Here is an 18,797-nt window from a genome sequence, read left to right as displayed (position 1 = left end):
ATAACCGATCACTGCCACGCCCAGCGGACGGCCTGATCCGAGCGTACCGTCCGCCGGCGGAACAGACTGGGGGATTCTCACAGCGCACCTTGCAGCGTAGCGGCGGTGGGGTCCCAGTCCTCCGGCAGCGGCTCGGCGGCAGCCGCGCTGCTCTGCAGGGTAACGAATTGACCGGTGTCGACGGACTCGGCGATGGAGACCATGGCATCGAGAACGTGATATGCAGCGGCTCCCTGCGCCCGGTGCGGACGTCCTGCCCGGAGGGCGCGTGCCATTTCGAGGACACCGGAGCCACGGGTGCTGGTGGCGCCCACAGCGGGGAAAGTCTCCGGCTCGTCCTGGCCTCGGCGGGTCAGGACGATGTCGCCGTCGAATGTGTTGGGATCCGGGATGGCGATAGTCGCCTGGGTCCCGGTGATCTCGACGAAACCGGCGCGTTTGAGCGGGGAGTCAAAGCTGAAGATGCTCTGCGAAGATTCACCGCCGGCAAACTGGGCAATGGCGCTGACGTGGCTGGGGACCGTGACGGCGAATTCCTCGCCTGCCTTAGGACCCGAGCCGATGATCCGGGTTTTGCGGGATGTGGACCCAAAGGCGGCGACCTTGGTGATGGCACCAAAGGTCTGCACCAGCGCTGTGAGGTAGTACGGGCCAATGTCGAACAGCGGCCCCGCACCTTCCTGGAAGAGGAACGCCGGGTTGGGGTGCCAGGACTCCGGCCCGGGGGACTGCATGAGCGTCAGCGCAGTCAGTGGCACGCCAATGTCGCCGCGGGCAATGATGCGCAGCGCGGTTTGCATCCCGGCACCCAGAAACGTATCCGGTGCGCAGCCGAGGCGCAGTCCTGCGGCATCGGCGGACTTGAGCAGCCCGAGTCCGCTCTCCCTGTCCAGTGAGAACGGTTTCTCGCTCCAGACGTGCTTGCCGGCATTGAGCGCCGCCGTCGCGACCTCTACATGGGCGGCGGGGATGGTGAGGTTGACGACGATCTCGACGTCCGGGTGATCGAGCGCCGCCTGGACACTACCGGAGGCGCCGATGCCGAATTCCGCGGCGCGTTCCGCTGCGATCTGCTCGAACAGATCGGCAACTATGTGGACCTTGACGTCCGGAAAACTGGTCAGATTGGTCAGATATTCCCTGCTAATGACTCCTGCACCGATCACTGCGATGCCCACGGGCCCGGTCCGTCCAGCCGCTTGCCGGCCGCTGGCCTGGTTCGGTTGCTGGCTCATTTAGGTCCGCCCCGCCTTGAGATAGTTAAAGCTTTCGGTCACGGCGTCGAAAATGTCGCCGTTGAAATCATCAAGCTCGACGACGCCGACCTCCAGTCCGGGGACGGCCGCGATGACATCCCAGATGGGTACGCTGCCGTGTCCAACGGCCACTTGGTCCTTGTCTTCCTTGGTGAGCGGGCCGTCCTTGATATGGATCAGCTTGACCCTGTCCCCGAGGCGGCCGAGCAGCTTCACCGGATCCTCGCCACCGACGGCGGCCCAGTAGGTATCCACTTCCAGCACAACCGAGGGTTCAAGATGGTCGGCTAGGACCTCCAGCCCGGAGCGGCCGTTGATGCGCGATTCCAGTTCGAACTCGTGATTGTGGTACCCCACCCGGATGCCGTAGCTGGCGCCCTTCGCGGCCGCGGCGTTCAGCGCCTGGGCGGTGGCCACAATGTCCTTTTCGGTGTTCCAGCGGCCGCTGTCCACGTGGGGATCGATGACCGTCGTGATGCCCAGTTTCTGCGCGGCGGCAAAGATCTGATCCTGGTCCGCGCGCAACAACGGAGCATGGCCGGAAGGCGCGGTGAGATTGTTGGCTGTCAGGGCGACCGCCAAATCATCGGCGGTGGCCACGAAATTGTAGGGCTCCACAGCGGTGTAGCCGATCTGGGCCACCCGCTTGATGGTTCTCGGAAGATCCGCCTCCAAGGGGCCTCGGACGGTGTAGAGCTGAAGAGAGTAGATCACGGGTTCTCCTGACGGTGGCGACGGGCGGTTTGGCGTCATTAACCAACGGCGGCCATTCAACAACGTAAGGCCCGTCTTACCGAGCGTCAAGCAAAAGGGGCAATGCAGTGCACGTGCTGAGTGCACGTGCTGAGTGCACGTGAGTGCGCATTTGCGGCAGCTCCCGGTGCGCCCCGGCATCCCGGCGTCCCAGCACTAGGGGATGTCAATGCCACCCCTGACTTGTGCTGGGCTCGACTTCTGGTCAGCTCTGCCAGGAGTCAGACGGCGCAGCCGTCCGGGCCGCACACCTCGCCGTTTTCCACCGTCACGGAGCCCGCCGTACTTGGTTGGTTGACCATCACCAACGGGTGCGCCTGGGTCCACGCCTCCTCAAGTGCACGACCGAAGAGCTCCGCCGGCTGGGCGCCGGAGATGCCGAATTTGCGGTCGATCACAAAGAACGGGACTCCGGTAACGCCGAGGCTGCGGGCCTGAACAATGTCGGTGCGCACGTCGTCGGCATACTTGCCGCTCGCCAGCGCCTCGGCGACCTCGGTCGCAGGAATCCCTGCCTGGCTGCCCGTCTTGACCAGGAATTCCCGGCTGCCGATGTCCTCGCCGCGCTCAAAGTGCGCCGACAGCAGCGCCTCTTTAACGTCGTCGCCCTTGCCATGTGCGGCGGCCAGATGCAGCAGCTGGTGCGCTTGGAAGCTGTTGGCGACCACGGCCTTGTCGAAGTCATAGTGCAGTCCCTCGGCCGCCGCCTGCTCCTTAACATGGCCGAACATCTGCCGCACGCTCTCCGGATCCATCCCCTTGCGCTCGCTCAGGTACGCCAGTTCGGTGCCGTCGTAGTGCTCCGGGAGGGACGGATCCAGCTGGTAACTGCGCCAGTGCACCTCGACCTCGTCCTTATGGCTGAAAGCCGCCAGCGCGGTTTCAAAGCGGCGTTTACCGATGTAGCACCAGGGACAGGCGATGTCGGACCAGATTTCAATCTTCATACTGTGGCCAACGCCGTGACCCGTCGGCGGCATTCCCGCCGACGGGTCACGGCTGCGGACCCGGCGCCCCGGCTGCGGACCCGGCGCCCCGCCGGGAGTCAGGCTGCTACCGGGTCCTTCTTCCGCGCCGGCTCATCCACCCCTTCATAGAGGAACCGGTCATAGGCGGGCAGGGTGAGGAATTCAGGGAATTCATCGCCGAGGGCAACTTCCTCGAAAATTTCCCGGGCGTCGTCGAAACGGTCGCCGTCGAAGCGCGGCAGCTTGGCGAATTCTTCCTCCAGCAGCTCGGCAACCCAGTGCGCGGACACTAATTCTCCGTCGTGTGTGATGGCTTGGACATGAATCCAGTGCCAGATTTGCGAGCGCGAAATTTCGGCCGTGGCAGCGTCCTCCATCAGATTATTCAGGGTGACTGCGCCATGTCCGCGAAGCCAGGATTCGATGTACTGAATGCCGACCCAGAGGTTGCTTCGGATACCCGTTTCGGTAATAGTTCCCGCTGTGTCGGCGATATTCAGTAGCGCCCCGTCATCCGGGACGACGTCCTCTCGAGTGCGCGTTATTTGGTTCGCGTTTGCGCCCAAGACCTCGTTGAACACCTCCATCGCGACCGGCACCAGATCCGGATGTGCCACCCAGGAACCGTCGAATCCATCATCGGCTTCGCGCGTCTTGTCCCCCCGTACCTCCTCCATGGCGATGGCATTAGCATGCGGATCACGTCGGTTCGGAACAAAGGCGGACATGCCGCCGATAGCCATGGCGCCGCGGCGATGGCAGGTACGCACCAGCTGCTCCGTGTAAGCGCGCATGAACGGCGCAGTCATCGTGACCTGGTCACGGTCCGGCAGTACGAAGCGCGGGCCACGGGTGCGGAAGTTCTTGATCACCGAAAAGATGTAATCCCAACGGCCCGCATTTAGGCCCGCAGCGTGGTCGCGAAGCTCGTAAAGGATTTCCTCCATCTCAAATGAAGCCGTGATGGTTTCGATCAGCACGGTGGCGCGGATGGTCCCCTGTGGAATTCCCAGCAAATCCTGCGCCAAGATGAAGATGTCATTCCACAGCCGGGCCTCCAAATGGCTTTCAATCTTCGGCAAATAGAAGTACGGGCCCTTGCCCTGGGAAATCAAGCGGCGCGCATTGTGGAAAAAGAACAGGCCGAAATCCAAGATGCCGCCGGCAACAGGCTGCCCATGCACCAACATGTGGTTCTCCGGCAGGTGCCAGCCGCGCGGCCGGACGACGACGGTGGGCAGCTGGTCCGCCGGCCGCAGCCGGTACTCCTTACCCTCGGGGGAGGTGAAGTCGATCCGCCGTTCCAGAGCGTCGATCAGGTTGAGCTGGCCGCGGATCACGTTGCCCCAGCTGGGAGTGGACGAATCCTCCATGTCCGCCAGCCAGACCTTGGCACCGGAGTTCAACGCATTTATGGCCATTTTCCGCTCTACCGGGCCGGTAATTTCCACCCGCCGGTCCTGAAGACCTGGTGCCGGGGGTGCCACCTGCCAGTGTGGATCTTCCCGGATACCGGAAGTTTCCGGGAGGAAGCGGGGGTCCATGCCGTTGGAAATCTGCGTGCGCCGAGTTTGCCGCGCCTGCAGCAGTTCCTGGCGGCGCTGCGCTGTCGCGCGGTGGAGTGCAGCAACGAAGTCCAGTGCCTCCGGCGTGAGCACCTCGTCCTCGCGATCAACGGGCTGGGCAGTCAGGGTGACGCCGTTCAGAGTAGTGACTGAACCGGTGATGCTGTTGGGGCTGTTGGTCGAATTCATGTCCGTTGCTCCTGGAGTATGGGTCGAGCGGGGAGATCCCTGCGTATTGACGACGTCGGAACGAGGGCACCAGCTATCTTGTCAGTGGAATTGCTGTGCTTCGGTGGATCCGGCCAGAGCCAGTGTGCTTCCGGTAGGGTTCAGGGCAGTGGCCACCTGATCGAAGTAGCCGGTTCCCACTTCCCGCTGGTGCTTGGTAGCGGTGTAGCCACGGTCCTCGGACGCAAATTCCCGCTCCTGCAATTGGACGTAGGCGCTCATCCCGTTGCGGGCGTAACCGTGGGCGAGATCGAACATCGAGTAATTGAGGGCATGGAAACCGGCCAGCGTGATGAATTGGAAAGTGAAGCCCATGGCGCCGAGCTCGTGCTGGAACTTGGCGATCGTGTCGTCGTCGAGGTGCTTTTTCCAATTGAACGACGGCGAACAATTGTAGGCGAGCATCTGGTCGGGAAACTCGGCCTTGACCGATTCGGCAAATTTCCGGGCGAGCTGCAGATCCGGGGTGCCGGTCTCCATCCAGATCAAATCAGCGTACGGCGCGTAGGCCCTGGCGCGGGCTATGCACGGTTCGATTCCGTTCCGGACCTTGTAGAACCCTTCTGCGGTCCGCTCACCCGTGATGAACTCCTGGTCCCGCTCATCCACATCAGAAGTGATCAGCGTGGCAGCTTCGGCATCGGTACGGGCGATGATCACCGTCGGGGTACCGGAAACATCCGCGGCCAGACGTGCGGCGTTTAGCGTGCGCACATGCTGCTGAGTCGGAATCAGGACCTTGCCGCCAAGGTGGCCGCACTTTTTCTCCGACGCCAGCTGATCCTCCCAATGCACGCCCGAGGCACCGGCCTGAATCATGGACTTCATCAGCTCGTAGGCGTTCAGTGGGCCGCCGAATCCCGCCTCGGCGTCGGCAATGATCGGAACAAGATAGTCATCCACGGACCGCGTACCCTCGGCGAATTCGATCTGATCGGCCCGTAGCAGCGCATTGTTGATCCTGCGGACCACGGTGGGAACCGAATTGACCGGGTACAACGACTGGTCAGGATACGTCTGGCCGGCGGTGTTGGCATCCGCTGCAACCTGCCAGCCGGAAAGATAGATGGCCTTCAGCCCAGCTTTGACCTGCTGAACGGCCTGGTTGCCGGTGAGGGCGCCCAGTGCGTGGATATAGCCACCGTTTTCACGTCCTGCGGCCAATTGATCCCACAGCCTCCGGGCACCGCGGTGCGCGAGCGTCTGTTCTTCTTGAACCCGGCCGCTCAGACGGACGACGTCTGCAGCACAGTAATCGCGCGTCACTGATTCCCAACGGGGATTGGCTGCCCACTCAAGTTCCAGTGCGGCGGCGGTCCAAGAACCTGCCGCTGCAGGATCGGCTGTTGCGGGATTATCTGTTGGATCGAAAGCTGCGCTCATGATGTGCTCCTTTGAGGGATTCTTCTTCGTGAAATCAATGTTTCAGCATTTTTGGGTCCATCGCTAGAGGAAATTGTTGGAAAGAAACGCAGTTCTTCGCGTACTGTTAAGAAATGACGACAGCTACGTGGAACCTACCGGCCCAACAACCGCGCGGTGCCGATGGAACGGGCAAAGGCGCGGCAGCTGCTCAGGGGCTGGATGTCATCAGCCTGGGCCGGCGCGTACGACATTTACGCAAAGGCGCCGGCCTGACACTGGAGGATCTGGGTGCTGCCATTGGCGCCGCGCCAAGTCAATTAAGCCTGATCGAAAACGGAAAGCGTGAGCCTAAGCTCGGAATGCTGCAGAAGCTTGCCGGCGCGCTGAAAGTGAGCATCGACGAACTCCTTGGAGCCGAACCGCCCAGCCGGCGGGCGGCGCTGGAAATTGAGCTGGAACGCTATCAACGCGGCCCTCTGTATGAAACGTTAGGGCTGCCGAAAATCCGCATCGGTTCGCGGCTGCCGATGGATGTGCTCGAATCCTTGGTGGGGCTTCAGCATGAGCTGGAACGCAGGCTTGATGAGCAGGTGGCCACACCGGAGGAAGCACGGCGGGCCAACGGTGAGCTGCGCGCGATGATGCGCCGGCGCAATAACTACTTCTCGGAGTTAGAAGCCGAAGCCCTGAAGGTGCTCAAATCCGTCGGTCACACCACAGGCCCGCTCTCCCAGCATGTCATTGCGGACATCGCCGGACACCTTGGGTTTACCCTTCACCATGTCGGCGACCTGCCACATTCCACCCGTTCGGTTACGGACCTGAAAAATCGACGAATCTACCTAACGCAGGGGCAGCGCTCCGATCACGACCCCCGTTCGGTGCTTCTTCAGGCCTTGGGACACTATGTGCTGGGGCACGAAACCCCGGCTAACTATGGCGAATTCCTTGCCCAGCGGGTGGCCACGAATTACTTTGCCGCGGCGCTGCTGCTGCCGGAACAGGCCACCGTGGATTTTCTGCAAAAGGCTAAGAGTGCGAAGGAGATTGCTGTCGAGGATATCCGCGATGCCTTCGCCGTCTCCTATGAAACCGCGGCGCACCGCTTCACGAATCTGGCGACTGAGCACTTAGGCATCGCCACACACTTTCAGAAGACCCATCAGAGCGGCATCATTTACAAAGCATACGAGAACGATGGCATCGTCTTTCCGCAGGATCACACCGGTGCCATCGAGGGACAGCCGGCCTGCAAACATTGGACGTCCCGGGCCGTCTTTGACGTGGAGGACAAGTTCAGCGCCTACAACCAGTACACCGACACCCCGACCGGAACTTTTTGGTGCACCGCGCGGACGGAGCGCAGTGCCGGCGGCGAATTCTCACTGAGTGTAGGAGTTCCCTACGCCCATGTGAAATGGTTCCGTGGGCGGGACACTACGGAGCGCTCCAAATCAACCTGCCCGGACGAGGGTTGCTGCAAGCGGCCTCCCCAGGATCTCGCCGATGACTGGTCCGGGTTTGCCTGGCCCAGCGCCCGCGCCCACTCGCACCTGCTCGCCGCAATGCCGCCTGGGGCGTTTCCCGGTGTGGATGAAACCGAGGTTTACAGTTTCCTGCAGGCGCACTCCGTACGTTAGCCCGGCATCGTGCCTCGGGTTCGGACAGCTGCCGGTGAATTTCGGAATTTCCCCGGCCCCGTTCGCAAACCACTACTTCCAGATATGAGATCTGTTATGCCTTCGGACAAAAAAACCCTGCAAAAAACCGCCTTCCGCGAGAATCCGCCACTCGCGGCAGGTAAAACCGCGCCCCACTTCGCCTCGGTCGGCAGCCCTTACTTCAGTATCATGCTGGCCTTCATGGCGGTCATCGTGATCCTGTCCAATATCGGCGGCTCCAAGGGTGTGCAGATCGGGCCGATCACCACCGATGGCGGTTTCTTCCTTTTCCCCTTCGCCTACATCCTCGGGGACGTGATCAGTGAGGTCTACGGTTTCAAGGTGGCACGCCGGGCCATCACGACCACCTTCGCACTCTCCGTCTTCGCCTCCTTGAGCTACTGGATCATCATCATTCTGCCCGGCTTCACGGACGACTTCGGCCAGGCCAAACAGGCTGCTCTGGGGGCGGCACTGGGACCAGTGCCGCAGATTGTGCTGGCCAGCTTATTGGGATTCCTGGCCGGTCAGACCATCAACTCACTGGTCATGGTGCGGCTCAAGGCCCGGCAGGGCGAGCGCCGGCTGTGGGTCCGCCTGATGGGTTCCAGCGGAATGGGCGAATTCGTGGACACCGTGATTTTCTGCTCCATTGCCGCACCCGTCATCGGGATTACCGGCTTTGGTATGTTCGCCAACTACGTCGTCATCGGATTCGTCTACAAGACCCTTGTGGAGTACCTGTTCGTGCCGCTGACCGCCGTCGTCATCAAATGGATCAAGAAACGAGAACCGACCTACGGGTTGCCGGCCGCGTTGCCAACCTGGGCCCCGAGGGAGCCAGCCATTTAGCGAACGCCGCCCTGCCAGAGCGCGTCAAAGGGTGCGTTGGAGGAGACCCGGGCCTTGATGCCCGCGGTGACAAATTCCTTCGCGGTCCGCGCAGCATCCAACGGCGTCGCTCCCTTGGCTAGTTCGGCGGCAACGGCGGCGGCGAGCGAGCAGCCGGCTCCGCTGACGGCGACTTCGCCAACCTTCGGTGAGCTAAGCACCTCGAGTGTGCTGCCGTCGTAGTACACGTCGACGGCGTCGGGCCCGGACAGTCGGACGCCGCCCTTGGCCAGCACCACGGCCCCGCTGATCGCATGAATCCGGTGCGCGGCTTCCGTGAGGTCGTCGACGTCATTAATGGCGTCCATGCCGGACAGGGACAGCGATTCGAAATGATTGGGCGTGACAAAGCTGGCCAGCGGAAGAATCTGGTTCTTCAGCGCGGTGTCGGTGTCGAGAGCGGCGCCCGGCTCCTGGCCCTTGCAGATCAACACAGGATCCAGCACCATATTTTTCCAGGAACGTCCCTGCAACGCCTGCGCCACGGTATCGATGGTGGCCGGGGTTCCGAGCATGCCGATCTTCACGGTAGCCAGATCATCCGCATCGTAGGCGGTGAAAGTAGCTTCCAGCTGGTCCGCGATCACCTGCGCATCGACCGGCATGAACCTGTGATTCCAGCTGTCGTTCGGGTCAAAGGACACGATGCAGGTCAGAGCGGCGATGCCGAAAACGCCGAGCTGTTGAAAGGTCTTCAGATCTGCCTGCGCGCCGGCGCCGCCGGTGGCTTCCGATCCGGCTATGGTCAGCGCGAGGGCCGGCCGGGGAAGGGATATGGATGCAGGGATGTGGAAGGACATTGCTCCATCTTGCACCGGGATACCGGCTTCGGCAAAGCCGGGAGGGCAGTGTCAGCGGTCCGCGTAGTAGCCAGCCAAGGTCCGGGCCTTGAACTCAAAGAAGCTGCCGTCCTCGATGGCCAGCCGGGCGTCGTCGACCATTTTCACCACGAAGCGCTCATTGTGAATCGACACCAGTGTTGCGGACACCATTTCCTTGGCCCTGAACAGATGGTGGATGTAGGCCCGGCTGTAATTGGCGCAGGCGTAGCAGTCGCAGCCCTCTACGAGTGGGCCGAAGTCCCGTTTGAAACGTGCATTGGAGAGGTTGAACCGGCCGTGCGGGGTGTAAAACGCGGCGGTCCGGGCCACGCGCGTGGGGGACACGCAGTCGAAGGTGTCCGCGCCGTTTTCAATAGCGGTAAAAATATCGTCCGGCTCGGAGATGCCCAGCAAATGCCGGGGCTTGTCCGCCGGCAGTTCCTCGCTGCACCAGCGGACAATGGTGCCCAGATTCTCCTTCTCCAGTGCCCCGCCGATGCCAAAGCCGTCAAAATTCATCCCGCCCAGGTCCCGGGAGGCCTTGCGGCGCAGATCCTCATATTGCGCGCCTTGAATAACGCCGAACAACGCCTGATACGGTTTCCCGGTTCGCTCCGCCGTCAGCCGGAAATGCTCGTCCACGCATCTCTGGGCCCACCGCCTTGTCCGCTCCAACGACATTTCCTGATAGCCGCGGGAGTTCATCAACGTGGTGAGCTCGTCAAAGGCGAACATGATGTCCGCGCCCAGTTGGTGCTGGACCGCCATGCTCACCTCGGGAGTGAAGCGGTGCCGGTCACCGTTCAGATGCGACTTGAACCAGACGCCGTCGTCGTCAATGTGCGCCAGGCGCTCCTTGCCGGCCGCAACCCTGTCGTCGGCGCCGCTGCCTTCCGCGGGGGAGGCGCCGTCCATATTGATGACCTTCTTAAAGCCCGACCCCAGCGACATCACCTGGAATCCGCCACTGTCGGTGAACGTGGGACCGGCCCAGTTCATGAATTTTCCCAGTCCGCCGGCCTCATCCACCAACTCCGGGCCGGGCTGGAGATACAGATGATAAGCGTTCGCCAGCAGCGCCTGCGCGCCGAGTTCCTTCATTGACTCGGGCAGCACGGCCTTCACCGTCGCTTTGGTGCCGACGGCAATGAAGGCCGGCGTCTGAATCGTCCCGTGCGGTGTGACCAGGGTGCCCGTGCGGCCCTCGAAGGCACCCCCGTTGGCACCGAGCTGTGCCGCGGTGGGCGCGGCAGAATCAGCCAGGCGCTTGTTGACGGTGAAGGAGAACTGGGACTGCTGGGGGGAGGAAGGCACCTCCCTATTTTGCCAGCATCGCGGACCCGCTCCCGACGGTAAAATTTGTTGCCCCCCAGGGGTGGCGCCCGGGCCAAAGATAAGTACGCTGGGAATTATCAAAAACGTAAGGACCTGACCATGTCCAGTACCCAGCTCCCGCCGGATATCCCAACGCGCGGCCCCGCGAAACCCGGCCCTTACGTGATCAGCGGCGTGCTGCTGGCCATTGCGGTAATTTTTCCGCTGCTGGTGCCGACGTATGCCAGGAGTACGCCACAGCTGGGCGGCCTGCCCTTCTTCTACTGGTACCAGATGCTCTGGGTTCCCATCGACGCGGCACTGATAGGGGTGTGCTACGCGCTGATGAGCAGGGAGGACAGGCGGCGGCGGCAAATCCTGCGGTGTCCGGATCCGGGGAGGACCGACGACGGCGGCGCTGAGGACGGCGTCACCGACGACGGCGTTACTGAGGGCGGTGAGGCCCGGTGAAGCCCGTCGACGGCGTGGCGCTGACCGTCGTCGTCGTACTTTTCGTCCTGGTGGGCTTATTGGGGTTCTATGCCGCCCGGTGGCGCGGCGGCGGAAAGGATGGACTGCACACCCTGGACGAATGGGGACTCGGCGGCAGGAAGTTCGGTTCCTGGATCACCTGGTTCCTGCTCGGCGGCGATCTCTACACCGCGTACACCTTCGTCGCGGTGCCCGCTGCGATGTGGGCAACCGGCGCGGTCAGCGGCTTTTTCGCGGTGCCGTACACCGTGGTGTTGTATCCGATCGTATTTCTGCTGATGAGCAGGCTCTGGTCCGTGTCGCATCGGCACGGCTTCGTTACCACCGCTGATTTTGTCGGCGGCCGGTACGGCAGCAGGACGCTCACGTTAGCCATCGCCGTCACGGGAATTGTCGCCACCATGCCCTACATTGCGCTGCAGCTGGTGGGCATCAAATCGGTTCTGACGGTCCTGGGCGTGGGGAGCGGCGAGAACTGGCTTCTGAACGATCTGCCGCTGATCATCGCCTTCGTAGTGCTGGCCGCCTACACCTACACCTCAGGGCTGCGTGCGCCGGCCATGATCGCCGTGGTGAAAGATGTACTGATCTACTTGGCCGTGCTGGTGGCCATCATTTATCTGCCCGGAAAATTCGGCGGTTGGGACCACATCTTCGGTGCAGCACAGACCAAACTCGGTGCGGTCAGTGCGGCCACCGGCAAACCGGTCGGCTCCGTCATCCCCGGGGCCGCCAGTTTCTCCGCCTACTGGACGTTGGCGCTCGGTTCGGCGCTCGCGCTGTTCATGTATCCGCACTCGGTCACCGGTGTGCTGGCTTCCAAGAGCCGAAACACCATCCGCAAGAACGCGGCTCTGCTGCCGTTGTATTCGCTGATGCTCGGTTTCCTTGCCTTGCTCGGCTATGTCGCCATTGCCGCTGGTACAAAGCCGAAGGAACTGAATGGAACCATCAATCCGCAGCTGGTGGTACCGCAGCTTTTCCTGGATAACTTCCCGTCCTGGTTTGCCGGCATCGCTCTCGGAGCGATTGCAATCGGCGCACTAGTGCCCGCTGCGATCATGTCCATTGCGGCGGCCAACCTATTTACGCGCAACATCTACCGGGATGTCTTCCGGCCCAATGCCAGCCCGCGGCAGGAAGCCAAGGTCTCCAAACTGGTCTCGCTCGCAGTGAAGTTCGGGGCGCTGATCTTTGTCATCGCGATGGACCAGTCTGCCGCCATTAATATGCAGCTATTGGGCGGCATCTGGATTCTGCAGACCTTCCCCGCCATTGTCGCCGGACTCTACACACGCTGGTTCCACAGGTGGGCCCTTTTTGCCGGCTGGGCGGCGGGCATCATCTATGGCACGGTGGCCGCTTACTCGGTGGTCAATCCAGTGACGAAGGCACATTTCGGCGGCTCCATTGCAGCGATACCAGGCACCAATGTCCCGGTCTATATTGCGATCGTGGCCTTCGCAGTGAACGTTATAGTCGCGGTGCTGCTGACCCTGATCCTGCGGGTGCTGAAGGCTCCCGAGGGCAGCGACCTGACCCGGAGCTCGGATTACGGAGCCGACGAAGACGATCCCAAGGTGCGGAAGGTGGCGCGTGAACTGCCCACGGAGCCGATCGCCTGAAGGCGCCCCAGCTGCCCTTAGCCCTCGGGAAAATGCTGCTCCATGAAGCCGTCCCACTGTTCAGCGATAGCATCATAGGCGGCAGCGCCCAGATCATAGGTCGACGCAATAAGCTGTGCTCCCTTTGCAGGGCGGATTCCCTCCCGCGGCGCCTGCTCAGCGAGGATCAGCAGACCGTCCCCGTGTTCGGCATAAGCGTGCACCGTAAGTCCAAGCTGCGTGTCGGAGCGGTACCAGACCTTGCCCTGCAGCTGTGCCCCCGTGCTCAACTGAAGCGAATAGTCTCCTCCGGTCTCCGGCAGCCATCCGGTGTCGATCCCGAGTGCTTCCCACAGGGAGCGCGAAGAAGAGGTCATTCCTTCAGCGAAGATGGTTCTCCGCGCGGCGTGTGGATGCCTTTCCAAGGCAAAGCGCAGCTGCTGGATGAACATGGCCCAGCCCGCCGTGATATCGCCATCATAGGGAGCCCACTCGCCCGTCGCTTTGCCCCGGGTCATGGTCAGGACAGTGCCATCCGCCACGGGTTGGAGGGTGAAGACATCACCCATAGCCAGGCTCAGGCTTAGATGATCGGCGCCCTCAGTGACTCCCACGTAGTAAATCTGGCTAATTTCCTCCGCCAGGGCGTCCGACTCCCAGCCGTGCCATTGGGCCGTCCGCGCCGGCTCGCGAAGCATCCGCCAGACCTGCTCGGCATCGGCATTGATGTGTACTGAAAGCCCGTTGTTGCCCATAGCCCCGAATGTACCGGAGCTGGCGTACAGCGGCTAGGTCCCGGGGTGACTACTTCGCCAGCATTGCGGTGGTGTTTCGCCGGCTGCTGCCTCGGTGGTCGCCTAGCGGGAGCGCTGACGCAGCCGGTTGATGTCCAAAATGACGACGGCGCGGGCCTCCAGGCGCAGCCAGCCGCGCTGAACGAACTCCGCCAACGCCTTGTTGACCGTTTCGCGGGAGGCGCCGACCAGCTGGGCCAGCTCTTCCTGCGTCAGCTCATGGGCCACCAGAACACCGTCCGTGGCGGGACGGCCGAAGCGGTCCGCCAAATCCAGCAGTGCTTTTGCAACGCGGCCGGGAACGTCCGAGAAGACCAAATCTGAAAGATTGTCATTGGTGCGGCGGAGCCGGCGGGCAAGGGCCTGCAGCAGCTGCATGGACACCTCCGGACGGTTGCGCAGCAGCGCCTTAAGGCTTTCGTTCTTAAGCCCAGCCAATCGCGTCTCGGAAACCGCCGTGGCGGTAGTGCTGCGCGGCGCCGGATCAAAGAGCGCCATTTCGCCGAACAACTCGCCGGGGCCGAGGATGGCCACGAGGGATTCACGGCCGTCGGGGGAGGTGCGGCCCAGCTTCACCTTGCCGGAGACAATGAAGTACAGCTGGTCGCCCTGGTCGCCCTCGCGGAAGACGGAGGCACCACGGGAAAGATCCACCTCGGTGAGCTCATCCGTCAACAGCCGGAATGCTTCGTCGTCGAGCGTGGCAAAAAGCGGGGCCCGGCGCAGTACCTCGATGTCCATAAAATCTCCTGAGTTCAAGTGTTGGGTCTAAAGCGCTCTCTCGATTGTTTCAGAAGTTTGACAGTTTTGTGACCAACTTGGCATGGGACGTCATGGCTTGCGTCGCTGCTTTAGGGATCGAGCGGCAATGGCCTCAGTAATAGGGCTGTCTGGTGCGGCGCCAATACAGCTTTCGCATCGCCCGTTCCACCAGCTTTGTCCACACCTTGTAGCGCCACGGGCTCAACGGCAGATCATAGGGGCCGCACCAATCGATGACGTTCTTAGTGAAGCTGGTCTTGAACAGACCCCTGCCATAGGCGGGATGGGTCTCATCCTTGAGCTTGTCGCCCGGCGGGGTGCCGCAGAAATCGTACTCGGTCACGCCCAGGCCCTTGAGCTCATTGATGGCGGTCCACTGCACCAGATGCGAATCGCCATATTGGGAGCGGGCCGGAATGGAGCCGCCGTCCTTGTAGGTACCCTTGCGCCCGTAGTTAAGCACAAAGGCACCCACCGCAGGCTTGCCGTCCTCGTAGACAAAATACATCCGGCCCTGCCCGGCGTCGGAAAAGAGCTGCCAGAATTTCGCGTAGTACTCGAAAGGCCGCAGCACCACGTTGGCCTTGCCCTGACCAACCTGGCCCATCAGGTTGTACATACTGCGGTAGGTGTCCTCGTTTGCCGGAGCTTTGACCACTTCAACATTTGACCGGATGGCCTTCCGGACGGCATGCCGTCCGCGGCTGCCCAGCTTTCGCAGTAATTCCTGCGGTTCTTCAGCGATATCCAAGATGGCGGTATTGGTGTTGGTCTGCACCACGGGGGCGCGGAGCAGGCCGAGCCGGGTGAAGAGGGCGTGCTGTTGCGCATTCGCGGGAATATCGGGTTCGATCTTGAGGGCAAAGACCCGCAGTCCGCCGGCCGCAATGAACGTTTTGAGGGCCCGTAACATCCCCGTCAGGTCCTCGGCAGCAGCCGCATCCGGGCCCTTGATCATGTACCAAAAGCGGCCCAACACGGGAAATGTCTTTTCCAGCACTAAGTTGTAGCTGGAGTAGTCCGGTGTTTCCAGGACCACGAAGCGGGGTTTCCAGCCGGTGTAGTCCTTGATTGCGGCGAAAGATTTTGATTGCAGCACATTGCCGCCCTGCGGATTTGCGGTGACGTGCCCGTCCCAGCCGTCAATCTCGGCGGACGTGGCAAACCGTGCCGTGAACTCTTTCACTGTCGTTTGTCCTGCCCGTAGTAAGTGGCCCGTGGTAAATGGCCCGTTGTGAGTAGCTCAGTAGTAGATGCGCTTGAACAGCCGGTGCGACAGTGACTGCGCAGCCCGCTCGCCGAGCCTTGTCCACAGTCCATAGGCCCGCTTGTTGACCGCCTGGTCCAGCGTGCCAACGTAGGAGGTGATCTCGTTGGAGAAGCTCGTCTTGAATTGTCCCAGCCCGTAGCTGGGATGGTTCTTGTCATCGAGCTGATCGGCCGGCGGCGTGGTGTGCAGGTCATAGCTTAGGACTCCGCGGGCCTTGAGTGCCTTCATGGTCTCCCACTGCAGCAGATGCGCGGCGCCGGTGTTGTCATAACTGCGCGAGCTGGCGCCGTCCTTGTAGAGGGCCTTAGTGCCGAAATGCGTCACGAAGATCCCCGCGATCACCTCATCGTCAAGGTAGGCAAAATATAGGGAACCGTAGCCCTGCGCCGCGGCGTCCCGCCAGAAATTCTTGTAGTAATCTGCCGCGCGCAGGTAAAAACCGGCCCGCTCCGACGTCTCCTTGTACAGCGCATACATCAGGGCCGACGTCGCCGGCTCGACAGGCACTTCCCGCACCGTCACCGCGTTCTTCTCCGCCTTGCGGACCGAACGCCGCCCGCGCTGGCGGAACGAGGCAAAGACCGTCTCTTCCTCCGGCGCCAGATCGATGATTACGGTGTGCACGTTCGGCTGGATGGCACGGACGGGTAATAACGACGGCGGCAGGGACGTTCCGGCGGACAGCTCGGGTTCGAGCTTGAAGAGGAAAATGCCGGGATGTTCCCGCGCGTACGTTTCGTTGGCCGCGACGACGGCGGCGAACGTCTCGGCAGACCCGGCGCCGGGACCCTTAGGGGAATACCACAGCTCGCCGATCAGCGGCACTTTCTTCACAAGGTAGAGCGCGTAGATACGGTCCGGGCCACCGTCGTAGACCATAAAGCGCGGCACCCACCCGTTGGCCCGCTTCTGTTCCGCGAAGAACGTGCTCTGCAGCAATTCCCCACGGTCCGGATTAGTCAAGACCAGGGCGTCCCAGTCGGTGAACTCCTCGGTCGTAGCGTCACGGAGCCTCACAGTGGCAGCCCGTAGTTCGTCGCAGTCGCATGCTTCTTCATGGTTCCATCCTAAGCGGCATGGCAGTAGTGCCGTCCGTGGCGCCCGCCGGCCGCTGCCGTGCCGCTGGCCTCCGTCGCTCCGCTAAACCCTCCCTGCACTCTTTGGCGCCGGATCGGGGGCGAGTTGTCAGACTAAGCCGGTAAACTCAACAGTCCGGGACCGGTCGTGGTCCGGAGCAAGGACGGGCATGTTCGGATTCACCTGGCTGGACCTGGCGCTGCTGATTTGGCTGGTGGCGCAGGCCGTTTATGGCTTGCGGGTGGGCTTGCTGGTGAGCCTGGCCGGCATCCTCGGTTTCGTTGCCGGGGCCGTGGCGGCCTTCTTTGCCGTGCCGTTTGTCAGCTCATTGGCGGCCGACAGCGGCTGGCGGACGGCGCTGGTGATCCTGGCGGTGCTGGTGCTCGTGGGGCTCGGTCACACCTTGGGGCTCCGGATTGGCATGCTGATCGGCCGGCGGGTGAAGTTCCGGCCCGTGCGTTCCATGGACCGGTTGCTGGGCGGAGTCTTGAATCTTGCCGTCGGAGCGCTGATGATTTCCGTCCTGGCTTTTAGCGTATCCAACCTTGGAATACCGCTCGTCTCGGCGCAGTTGGGCCAATCCAAGGTGATCGGCACTATCGATTCACTGACCCCGACGCCGGTGAAATCCTCCGTCGCGCAGCTTCGCTCAATCGTTTTGAACGAGGGAATTCCCCGGCTGTTCGATCAGCTTGGCCCGGTAACGCCGATGGATCCGCCCAGCACCAGCACCGACACCCCGGCGCTGAACACGGCGGCGCAATCAGTGCTGAAGATCACCGGAACGGCATTCCAGTGCGGCCAAAACCAGACCGGTTCCGGCTTCGTGGTCGCCCCCGGCAGAGTGGTGACCAATGCACATGTGGTGGCCGGTGTGGCCCGTCCCGTGGTGGAGCTTCCCTCCGGTGGTTCGCTTCCGGGCCGGGTCGTCTCTTTTGACCCGCAGCAGGACCTGGCCGTCATCGCCGTCGACGGGCTCCAGGCCCGGGCGCTTCCGCTCGGCCAGCAACTGCACGCGGGGCAACCGGCAGCATTCGCCGGCTATCCGCATGGCGGTCCGTTCCAGACCAAACCGGCGACGGTACAGCGGGTTTCCACCGTGCTGGTGCCGGATATCTACGGCCAGAACCCCTCCAGCGAGGAGGTTTACCAGCTTTCCGCTGACGTGCAGCCGGGGAACTCGGGGGGCCCGTTGCTGGACGAAGCGGGGCAAGTGGTCGGCGCCGTCTTTGCCAAATCGACGGACACGACACAGATCGGCTACGCCTTTACCCTGACGGAATTGGCTCCGGTGGCCCAAGCCGCGCCAAGGCTGGATCAGTCGGTCCCTTCGGGGCTGTGCACCAAAAAATGAGTGGCACCGGAAATAACTGGCACCAATAAGCAGCCGGCGCCGTAGGGCGGCCGGCGCGAAAAAGTAACGTGCTTCGTGGAAGGACCTAGGCCGGGAGCATTCTTCCCAGATAACGGATGGCCAACTCGTATCCGTGCACCCCTGCGCCAACTATGACCGCATCCGCCACCGCTGAGAGGTAGGAAAAATGACGGAACTCTTCGCGCCGGTGCACATTCGAGATGTGTACTTCCACCGTCGGCAGACCGATAGCGGCTAAAGCGTCCCTGATCGCTACGGAGGTATGCGTGTAGGCCCCGGCGTTGATGACGATGCCCACCGCGGAATTCTTCGCCCCTTGGATGGCGTCCACCAGGTCACCTTCGTGGTTGGACTGGATGAAATCGGTGCCAAAGCCCAGCGAATGAGCCGTTTGAGCCGCCAGTTCCTGCACATCGGCCAGAGTTGCGTTGCCGTAGACGCCGGGCTCGCGGGTTCCCAGCAGATTCAGGTTGGGTCCGTTGAGCACCACGATGGTGCCCCGATCGGCGGAGAGCGCAGCAGAAGTCATTTCCCCACTATCCCATCTGGAGTGCGCTCGATGGGGCCAAATCGCCGAAACGGCCGAACGCGCCACTGAGGA

Annotated in this window: 17 protein-coding genes; 5 read left to right on the top strand and 12 right to left on the bottom strand. The window is 62.2% G+C overall.

What is annotated here, in order from left to right; all coding sequences use genetic code 11:
• Positions 1 to 77: 77 nt before the first annotated feature.
• The 5 genes from OS914_RS03895 to aceA all read right to left on the bottom strand — a co-directional run bounded on the left by OS914_RS03895 (position 78) and on the right by aceA (position 6,153).
• Positions 78 to 1,235, bottom strand: a complete 1,158-nt coding sequence (locus OS914_RS03895; RefSeq protein WP_267544746.1) for a Gfo/Idh/MocA family protein — start codon at positions 1,233 to 1,235, stop codon at positions 78 to 80.
• A complete protein-coding gene (locus OS914_RS03890; RefSeq protein WP_267544745.1) occupies positions 1,236 to 1,970 on the bottom strand; it encodes a sugar phosphate isomerase/epimerase family protein in 735 nt (244 codons plus the stop codon). It lies immediately after the preceding gene.
• 260 nt (positions 1,971 to 2,230) lie between these two features.
• Complete coding sequence (locus tag OS914_RS03885) at positions 2,231 to 2,956, bottom strand: DsbA family oxidoreductase (RefSeq protein WP_267544744.1); 726 nt, start codon at positions 2,954 to 2,956, stop codon at positions 2,231 to 2,233.
• A gap of 98 nt (positions 2,957 to 3,054) precedes the next feature.
• Positions 3,055 to 4,731: a malate synthase A gene (gene aceB, locus OS914_RS03880; RefSeq protein WP_267544743.1), complete on the bottom strand. Its 1,677-nt coding sequence runs from the start codon at positions 4,729 to 4,731 to the stop codon at positions 3,055 to 3,057.
• A gap of 81 nt (positions 4,732 to 4,812) precedes the next feature.
• Positions 4,813 to 6,153, bottom strand: a complete 1,341-nt coding sequence (aceA, locus tag OS914_RS03875) for an isocitrate lyase (protein WP_267544742.1) — start codon at positions 6,151 to 6,153, stop codon at positions 4,813 to 4,815.
• Positions 6,154 to 6,266: 113 nt separating this feature from the next.
• Between aceA and OS914_RS03870 the strand changes: the two genes are divergently transcribed.
• Both OS914_RS03870 and OS914_RS03865 read left to right on the top strand, forming a co-directional pair.
• Positions 6,267 to 7,775: a helix-turn-helix transcriptional regulator gene (locus OS914_RS03870; RefSeq protein ID WP_267544741.1), complete on the top strand. Its 1,509-nt coding sequence runs from the start codon at positions 6,267 to 6,269 to the stop codon at positions 7,773 to 7,775.
• 96 nt (positions 7,776 to 7,871) lie between these two features.
• A complete protein-coding gene (locus tag OS914_RS03865; protein WP_267544740.1) occupies positions 7,872 to 8,648 on the top strand; it encodes a queuosine precursor transporter in 777 nt (258 codons plus the stop codon).
• On the opposite strand, the gene OS914_RS03860 is transcribed toward OS914_RS03865, so the two are convergent.
• Together OS914_RS03860 and tgt are read right to left on the bottom strand one after the other, a co-directional pair.
• A complete protein-coding gene (locus OS914_RS03860) occupies positions 8,645 to 9,487 on the bottom strand; it encodes a hydroxymethylpyrimidine/phosphomethylpyrimidine kinase (protein ID WP_267544739.1) in 843 nt (280 codons plus the stop codon). The genes OS914_RS03865 and OS914_RS03860 overlap by 4 nt on opposite strands.
• Positions 9,488 to 9,538: 51 nt before the next feature.
• Positions 9,539 to 10,822 carry a tRNA guanosine(34) transglycosylase Tgt gene (gene tgt / locus OS914_RS03855; RefSeq protein WP_267544738.1) on the bottom strand — a complete coding sequence of 428 codons (1,284 nt, stop codon included), beginning with the start codon at positions 10,820 to 10,822 and terminating at the stop codon, positions 9,539 to 9,541.
• A 120-nt stretch (positions 10,823 to 10,942) separates the two neighbouring features.
• On the opposite strand from tgt, the gene OS914_RS03850 reads away from it, so the two are divergent.
• Together OS914_RS03850 and mctP are read left to right on the top strand one after the other, a co-directional pair.
• Positions 10,943 to 11,293, top strand: coding sequence for a DUF3311 domain-containing protein (locus OS914_RS03850; protein ID WP_267544737.1), 351 nt, complete (start codon positions 10,943 to 10,945; stop codon positions 11,291 to 11,293).
• Positions 11,290 to 12,939 (top strand): monocarboxylate uptake permease MctP, encoded by a 1,650-nt coding sequence (gene mctP, locus OS914_RS03845; RefSeq protein ID WP_267544736.1) that lies wholly within the window; start codon positions 11,290 to 11,292, stop codon positions 12,937 to 12,939. The genes OS914_RS03850 and mctP overlap by 4 nt, the downstream gene beginning before the upstream one ends.
• Before the next feature lie 17 nt (positions 12,940 to 12,956).
• Here mctP and OS914_RS03840 read toward each other — a convergent pair whose 3' ends face one another.
• The 4 genes from OS914_RS03840 to OS914_RS03825 all read right to left on the bottom strand — a co-directional run bounded on the left by OS914_RS03840 (position 12,957) and on the right by OS914_RS03825 (position 16,761).
• A complete protein-coding gene (locus OS914_RS03840) occupies positions 12,957 to 13,673 on the bottom strand; it encodes an SRPBCC family protein (RefSeq protein WP_267544735.1) in 717 nt (238 codons plus the stop codon).
• A gap of 102 nt (positions 13,674 to 13,775) precedes the next feature.
• The gene (locus OS914_RS03835; protein ID WP_267544734.1) at positions 13,776 to 14,453 is read right to left on the bottom strand and encodes a Crp/Fnr family transcriptional regulator; all 678 of its coding nucleotides are present in this window, start codon (positions 14,451 to 14,453) and stop codon (positions 13,776 to 13,778) included.
• 133 nt (positions 14,454 to 14,586) lie between these two features.
• Positions 14,587 to 15,660 (bottom strand): lipid II:glycine glycyltransferase FemX, encoded by a 1,074-nt coding sequence (locus tag OS914_RS03830; RefSeq protein ID WP_267544733.1) that lies wholly within the window; start codon positions 15,658 to 15,660, stop codon positions 14,587 to 14,589.
• Positions 15,661 to 15,717: 57 nt separating this feature from the next.
• Complete coding sequence (locus tag OS914_RS03825) at positions 15,718 to 16,761, bottom strand: lipid II:glycine glycyltransferase FemX (RefSeq protein WP_267544732.1); 1,044 nt, start codon at positions 16,759 to 16,761, stop codon at positions 15,718 to 15,720.
• A 229-nt stretch (positions 16,762 to 16,990) separates the two neighbouring features.
• Between OS914_RS03825 and OS914_RS03820 the strand changes: the two genes are divergently transcribed.
• On the top strand, positions 16,991 to 18,175 hold the full coding sequence (locus OS914_RS03820) for a MarP family serine protease (protein WP_267544731.1): 1,185 nt from the start codon (positions 16,991 to 16,993) through the stop codon (positions 18,173 to 18,175).
• A gap of 85 nt (positions 18,176 to 18,260) precedes the next feature.
• On the opposite strand, the gene aroQ is transcribed toward OS914_RS03820, so the two are convergent.
• A complete protein-coding gene (aroQ, locus tag OS914_RS03815) occupies positions 18,261 to 18,725 on the bottom strand; it encodes a type II 3-dehydroquinate dehydratase (protein WP_267544730.1) in 465 nt (154 codons plus the stop codon).
• Between the last annotated feature and the right edge of the window lie 72 nt (positions 18,726 to 18,797).

The sequence above is a fragment of the Arthrobacter endolithicus genome, assembly GCF_026627425.1.
GTDB lineage: Bacteria > Actinomycetota > Actinomycetes > Actinomycetales > Micrococcaceae > Arthrobacter_M.
The sequence above is the reverse complement of the archived record's forward strand: the minus strand, read 5'-3'. Positions and strand labels throughout refer to the sequence as shown.